Genomic DNA, 6,532 nt, shown 5'->3' with positions numbered 1-6,532 from the left:
TTGCTAGGCAAACTATATGAGAAAACAAGTGTGATTATCACGACTAACTTAAGCTTTTCAGAGTGGAGCCAAGTCTTCGGTGACGCAAAGATGACAACCGCATTACTTGATCGACTAACGCATCACTGTCACATCATTGAAACAGGTAACGAAAGTTACCGCTACAAAGAATCTACTAATAAACGAATTTAAAACTGGAAATAAAAGAAAAGTTCAGGCCGTAATCTGGCCTCTCAGGCGGGTCAAAATTAAGTGCAAAAGCAGGGTCAGTTTTACATGCAAATTAACAGGCGGGCTGCCGTATTGCCTTTATACCAGGAGTAGAGGCCGATGCTTAAACATATGACTTGTGAAAGCATGGTTACGATTGTGCTGATGCTAATGATGTATTCGTATTCGATAATAAAGCAGAGTAAGCTTGTGGCAAAAGCTAGCGCCGCCAAGACTTTAATTGACAGGTCAAGCTTGAGAGACAGCACTCTTAAGTTGATGTAGGCGCGACAATATAAGAAGCCGAATGCAACGCTCATATTCATGAAGAAGGGGATGCTGATTTTCTGCCAATAGAGAGAGTTTGGCCATAAGGCTTGGAAGGCAACCCCTTTAATCCCACCCAGGTACAAGAAAAAGCAGATAAAGATACCGCTTAACCAGATATACATGACGTCTCTTAGGAATACGGCATTTACTGCTGAAATAAATAGCGCAAGAATTACGATCCCATAGAGAATGCCGAGCAGTAGCTTAACTTTATCTATTTCATGAAAGAAGGTGTCATTGGGCCATATTTGAAGGGGGACAAACATCGAACTAGAGGTATCGATGCGCATATAAAAAGTTTGGCTTTCGTTGGCTGGCGTGTTGTGTAAAAAAACGATATTTCGATAATCGATGTCTCGTTGCTCAAAGGGATAAGCATCACCTGCGATTTCTTTAGTATACTCGCCCTCACTATCTGGTATGAAGTATTCAATTGAATCAAGGATCGGGTAGCGAACCTCAAGGTACCAGCGTGTGGCTTCTGGGCTTATGTTATCGACTGAAAAGCGGAGCCAATATACTGAGTCAGTAAATCCTTTTGCAAGGCCATCGTTGGGAGCATTTTGCCATTTTAGACCATTATTATACTTTGAGTCCGCGGCCATAATATCTTCAAAAATAGAATGCCGTCTTTATCTTCGATGTATTGGGTGTAAATGCCTATATTTTCGGGTATTGACTCAGCGCTGAGCTTGTATCCGGGAAGTTGTTCAGAAAAAGCATAACGCCCTACAACGATGAGGATTAGTAATAGTAATAATTTAGCTAATGGGTGGCTGAGCCTGATTTTTCTCATCTAAACGGCTTTTTTATTTTTTGAGGTCGTCCAGAGAAGTTCATTGTGGACAGAATAGGTAGAGCTCGATCAGCCGGGCTAATTATGGAGCTCTTCTAAATATTAAAAATAGTACATAATGTCAGGAAAATCCTATTTTAAGATGCAAGAGAAGAGAAAAAACTTGTTTTTAGTCGTATGAATTCTTCTTTTGCCATTGGTCTTCGTCATCGAGAAAGCTATCCCACTCTTTGTTGCCTTCTTGTTTTTTAGCTTCTTCTTGTTCTCTGAATTTTTTGTTGTGTTGATCCGCTACTTCATCAAGCGCTTTGATTTTGGCTTTGTAAAGCGCAATAGCTTTTGCGGCCTGAGGGTGTTTGGCAAACTCTTTAAATGCATCAATTGCACTGTGGTAATTATGAATTGCAACTCTGGGCTTGCCATTGGCATTTGCCGCTTCGGCTCGGCCACAGAATAAGTCTGCTTTGGATTGGCAAATCGAAAGACTGATGTGATCCAGATATTTTTTTGCACTGCCGGCATTCAGACGCTTGGCCTTATGTTGTGACTGAATAAAGCGTTGAAGTACCTCCAGGTAGCCTCTCACTTCTTTGGCTTTGGCTTCTGTTTTTACGGGGACTGCCGGAAATTTGGGGTTGTTTTCGCGTAAGTTCTTTAGATAGTCATGATCAGCAGTGAGGTAACCTTGTAGGCGCTCGGTTTTATTTAAAATGATCAGTTCATTAAGCGTTTCAACTGAGCGCTCGGCGATCATGATGCGTAGCTCGTTGTTTAAGTACTGCGGGGGCAGGTCGTGAATCAACTGTTGCATGCGGTTATGTCGCTCAGTCAGCACATTGGTTTTGCGAATGCGCTCAACACGTGCTCGCTCGCGCGCTTGAGAAATATAAATAGCACCAATGCAAAGAAATATGATAGCAACGATGGCGATTGTAATAGTGGTTGTTGACATAGCTAAGATCTTAAAAAATATACAAAAGGTTAAACTGAAATTGCTTATACCTTTGAGTATAGACCAGCGTTTGTGATTTTCTATCTGGGATTTAGGGTGAAATGGTAAATGATTGTGCAAACTTTGATCGGATAGAATTTGGGGTTTGTCACATTTTCATGTAAAATCTGCCGCCTTTATTACGCACCTGGCGAAGAAGTTTACTTTTGCTAGGGGCAATTTCCTTGTTATTTCAAGTGTTGAGGCTGATACAAAGATGACAGAGCGCGTTCAAGCTGCAGGCCTGCAGGTCGCAAAAGAGCTATTCGATTTCGTAAACGAGAAAGCAATTCCAGGTACAGGCGTCGATCAGGATGCATTTTGGGCTGGTTTCAGCGCAATCGCTAATGAGTTGGCACCACGTAACCGCGAGCTGCTTGCAAAGCGTGATGACCTTCAAGCTAAGATTGATGCGTATCATTCTGAGCGTAAAGGCCAGTCTTTGGATTTCGCAGAGTACAAAGCATTTCTTCAGGAAATTGGTTACCTGGTAGAAGAAGGCCCGGCATTTGAAGCAACGACTGAAAATGTAGAGCCAGAGATCGCTGAAATGGCTGGCCCACAGCTAGTTGTGCCAGTAATGAACGCTCGTTTCGCATTGAACGCTTCTAACGCTCGTTGGGGTTCTTTGTACGATGCGCTTTATGGCACGAAAGTTATTTCTGAAGAAGGTGGCGCTGAAAAGGGCCCAGGTTATAACAAAGTACGTGGCGACAAGGTTATCGCTTATGCTCGTGGTGTATTAGACACGGCTGCACCTTTGGCTAAGGGTTCTCACGTCGGTACAACAAACTACGCAATCGTTGACGGTAAGCTTGCCGTGACACTGGCTGACGGTTCTACTTCAGGTCTAAAAGAAGAAGACAAATTTGTTGGTTACACCGGCGACGTAGCTGCACCAACATCTATTCTTTTGAAGAACAATGGTTTGCACATCGAAATCCAAATCGATGCGACTAGCCCAGTTGGTTCAACTGACGCTGCTGGCGTTAAAGATTTGATCATGGAAGCGGCACTGACCACTATCATGGACTGTGAAGACTCTGTTGCTGCGGTTGACGCAGAAGACAAAGTGACGACTTACGGCAACTGGTTAGGCCTAATGAAAGGCGATCTGGCTGAAGACGTAAGCAAAGGCGGTAAGACATTTACACGTGTGATGAATGCTGACCGTGAATTCACGGGTGTTGACGGTAATACTTTCTCTTTGAAAGGTCGTTCAATGTTGTTCGTTCGTAACGTAGGTCACTTGATGACTAACCCTGCGATTCTTTTGGAAGACGGTTCTGAAATTCCTGAAGGCATCATGGACGGTGTTGTGACAGCGCTTATCGCTATTCACGACTTGAATGGCAATAGCCCATTCAAGAACTCTACAACAGGTTCTGTCAATATCGTTAAACCTAAGATGCACGGCCCAGAAGAAGTGGCTTTTGCTAACGAATTGTTTGCACGTGTTGAAGATGCACTTAACCTGCCTCGCTTCACGATGAAGATGGGTATTATGGATGAAGAGCGTCGTACCACTGTTAACTTGAAAGAATGTATCCGTGCAGCGAAAGACCGTGTTGTATTCATCAACACAGGCTTCCTTGACCGTACCGGTGATGAGCTACACACGTCAATGTTGGCAGGTCCTTTTGTTGCTAAGACTCAAATGAAGCAGCAAGTTTGGATTAACGCATACGAAGATTGGAACGTTGATACAGGTTTGGAAACAGGCCTACAAGGTCGTTCACAGATTGGTAAAGGCATGTGGCCGATTCCTGATGAAATGGGCATGATGATGGAGCAGAAAGTGGGCCATCCTAAAGCGGGTGCTAACACGGCTTGGGTTCCTTCTCCTACTGCCGCAGCACTTCACGCAATTCACTATCATCAGATTGATGTATTTGCGGTTCAAAACGAACTTAAGACTCGCGAGCATGCAAACGTAGATGACATCTTAAGCGTTCCACTAATGTCTGCAGATGAAGTTAAGGCGCTAACGCCTGAATTCATTCAGAACGAAATCGACAACAACTGTCAGGGTATCCTGGGTTATGTTGTACGTTGGGTTGATCAGGGTGTTGGTTGTTCTAAAGTTCCAGATATCAACAACGTTGGTTTGATGGAAGATCGTGCAACATTGCGTATTTCTTCTCAGCACGTGGCGAACTGGTTGGAGCACGGTGTTTGTACCAAAGAACAGGTTGAAGAAAGCTTGAAGCGTATGGCAGCGATTGTTGACGGCCAGAATGCGGGTGATTCTGAATACATCGCCATGGCACCGTCTTTTGACGGCATTGCTTTCCAGGCAGCTTCTGATTTGATCTTCAAGGGCAAAGAGCAGCCAAGTGGTTACACAGAGCCGCTACTTCATGCTTACCGTTTGAAGTTTAAAGCGCAATAAGTGTTTACTCAGCCCCTGCTTATGTAGGGGCACAAAAAAACCGGCTGAATGCCGGTTTTTTTGTGCGTATTGATTAGCTAAATACTTAGGCGGCGCATATTGGCAGAGGGTTTAGCGTATTGCCAATGTTGGTCAAAGCTATCTCTGAGTCTCTGTGCGATCATATGATTGCTGTAGTTAACGAAGCCCGTGTAGCTATCCAGGTCTTTCCGGTAGATGCCGGCGTCAAAATCAACCGTTGTAATCATATCGCGGGGCCTGCTGGCGCCTCTTGGAATCACTCTTAATTCGATGAAGCTGGTCAATTTCTGGGCGAGGTCAATAAGTGGATTGTGATAGCCTGCACCAGTTCGATCATCGATTAATAGTATTCTAATTTTTGCCTGCGAGTTCCTCTTCGATAGATTCAATAGACATTGACGGATGTAGCTTTCTTTAAAGATAGGGTGTGTGATTGTGTCGGAAAGTATGGATATTTGTCTCTGGGCCTGTGAAAGCATGCTTCGATGAAAGCTAACAAACTGGTCTTGGTTATTGTACTTATATAAATGATTATCCTGAGATATTAACAGTGCCTTCCGTCCATCTGTTGACAAGTGAGGCTCTTCTGCTCGGACTTTAATATAATGCCTCAGACAGGGCATTTCCATATGGTATATCCCATCACGATTAGGCTCTTTGGCTGTCACGAATCCTTGAGAGGCAAAGAAGGCCTGATATTCTTGAAAGCATTCCAGGTAGAGCTCATCATAGTTAGACTTTGCGGCAGCTTTCATCGCTCGATGCAGAAGCTGGCGACCAAAGGACTTTCTTCTGCAGGAAGGGTGAATATATAGCTTATGGATATGGGCAGAGCTAGCGTCGTTATGCTTAACGACAACGTAGCCAATAATGTTATCACTGGCGACAAGTGCCTGGATAAAACCCTTCTCTACTTGATGAGCCTTATGAATATGCAGCCAGTCGTTATCGAGCTTGCATAGGCGACGATGTACCTCTAATGGAAGTTTATCCAGGGCATAAGTTTGGATTTTAATTTGACTCATAATATTTCAAATGATGTTACTGCATTATCAATCCATTATTATATCATGCTCAGAATAGAACAGCTGGGGTATGCAGGTCTACCGACTTTACCTGCTTTTTGCTAATTAAGAATAAGGCTCGCTATGTTGCACAATTTTGATGTTCAGGATTTTTTACTCAATTACTGGCAAAAAAAACCAATGCTTATTTCCAAGGCTTTTTCGGACCCATATTGGTTGGAGCCAAGTGAATTAGCGGGTTTAGCCTGTGAGGAGGATGTCGAGTCCCGAATAATTATGCAGTCTGATCAAAAGTGGCAGGTCGAGTGTGGGCCTTTTGAAGAAAGCCGGTTTCCTACTCTACCCAAGAGGGATTGGACGCTTCTGGTTCAAGGTCTTGATCAGTGGTCACCTGAAGTGGCGGAGATTTTAAGGTCTTTTGATTTCTTACCGAGCTGGCGTCTGGATGACATAATGGCTTCGTATGCGCCGGTTGGGGGAACCGTTTCCCAGCATTATGACTTTTTTGATGTCTTTCTAATTCAAGGAGAGGGGAGCAGAAAGTGGCAAGTAGGTCAGGTTTGTAGCGCCGACAGTGAATTGGTACCAGATACCTCTGTGCGTATCCTGACTGAATTTGAGCCTAAATTGGAAGTAACCTTGGAACCGGGTGATATCCTTTACATTCCCGCCAAGCATGCGCACTTAGGAGTCTCTGTAGAAAACAGCATGACCTATTCAGTTGGTTTTCGCGCTCCGAGCATTCGAGATATTGTCGACGGTGTAGC

6 protein-coding genes are annotated in these 6,532 nt (G+C 44.0%); 3 read left to right on the top strand and 3 right to left on the bottom strand.

Annotation, left to right across the window (positions count from 1 at the left end; translation table 11 throughout):
• Positions 1 to 192: ATP-binding protein (locus A3756_RS11360; protein WP_197481274.1), on the top strand; the 192-nt coding region annotated here is incomplete at its 5' end.
• An 80-nt stretch (positions 193 to 272) separates the two neighbouring features.
• Here the strand turns inward: A3756_RS11360 and A3756_RS11355 are convergent.
• Entirely contained in the window at positions 273 to 1,145 is an 873-nt protein-coding gene (locus A3756_RS11355) for a 7TM-DISM domain-containing protein (protein ID WP_068507463.1), read from the bottom strand.
• Between the two features lie 360 nt (positions 1,146 to 1,505).
• A complete protein-coding gene (locus tag A3756_RS11350) occupies positions 1,506 to 2,288 on the bottom strand; it encodes a hypothetical protein (RefSeq protein ID WP_068507461.1) in 783 nt (260 codons plus the stop codon).
• Positions 2,289 to 2,544: 256 nt separating this feature from the next.
• Between A3756_RS11350 and A3756_RS11345 the strand changes: the two genes are divergently transcribed.
• A complete protein-coding gene (locus A3756_RS11345) occupies positions 2,545 to 4,719 on the top strand; it encodes a malate synthase G (protein WP_068507465.1) in 2,175 nt (724 codons plus the stop codon).
• 77 nt (positions 4,720 to 4,796) lie between these two features.
• On the opposite strand, the gene A3756_RS11340 is transcribed toward A3756_RS11345, so the two are convergent.
• A complete protein-coding gene (locus A3756_RS11340; protein ID WP_068507459.1) occupies positions 4,797 to 5,765 on the bottom strand; it encodes a GNAT family N-acetyltransferase in 969 nt (322 codons plus the stop codon).
• Positions 5,766 to 5,888: 123 nt separating this feature from the next.
• On the opposite strand from A3756_RS11340, the gene A3756_RS11335 reads away from it, so the two are divergent.
• Positions 5,889 to 6,532: cupin domain-containing protein (locus A3756_RS11335; protein WP_197481273.1), on the top strand; the 644-nt coding region annotated here is incomplete at its 3' end.

Source organism: Oleiphilus sp. HI0086 (assembly GCF_001635225.1).
This window is presented reverse-complemented; position numbering and strand designations above follow the sequence as displayed.

Excerpts from the sequence above, each read along its gene's own strand:
- A3756_RS11340 (WP_068507459.1), bottom strand. The coding sequence starts at position 5,765 with ATGAGTCAAATTAAAATCCAAACTTATGCCCTGGATAAACTTCCATTA.
- A3756_RS11345 (WP_068507465.1), top strand. The coding sequence starts at position 2,545 with ATGACAGAGCGCGTTCAAGCTGCAGGCCTGCAGGTCGCAAAAGAGCTA.
- A3756_RS11355 (WP_068507463.1), bottom strand. The coding sequence starts at position 1,145 with ATGGCCGCGGACTCAAAGTATAATAATGGTCTAAAATGGCAAAATGCT.
- A3756_RS11350 (WP_068507461.1), bottom strand. The coding sequence starts at position 2,288 with ATGTCAACAACCACTATTACAATCGCCATCGTTGCTATCATATTTCTT.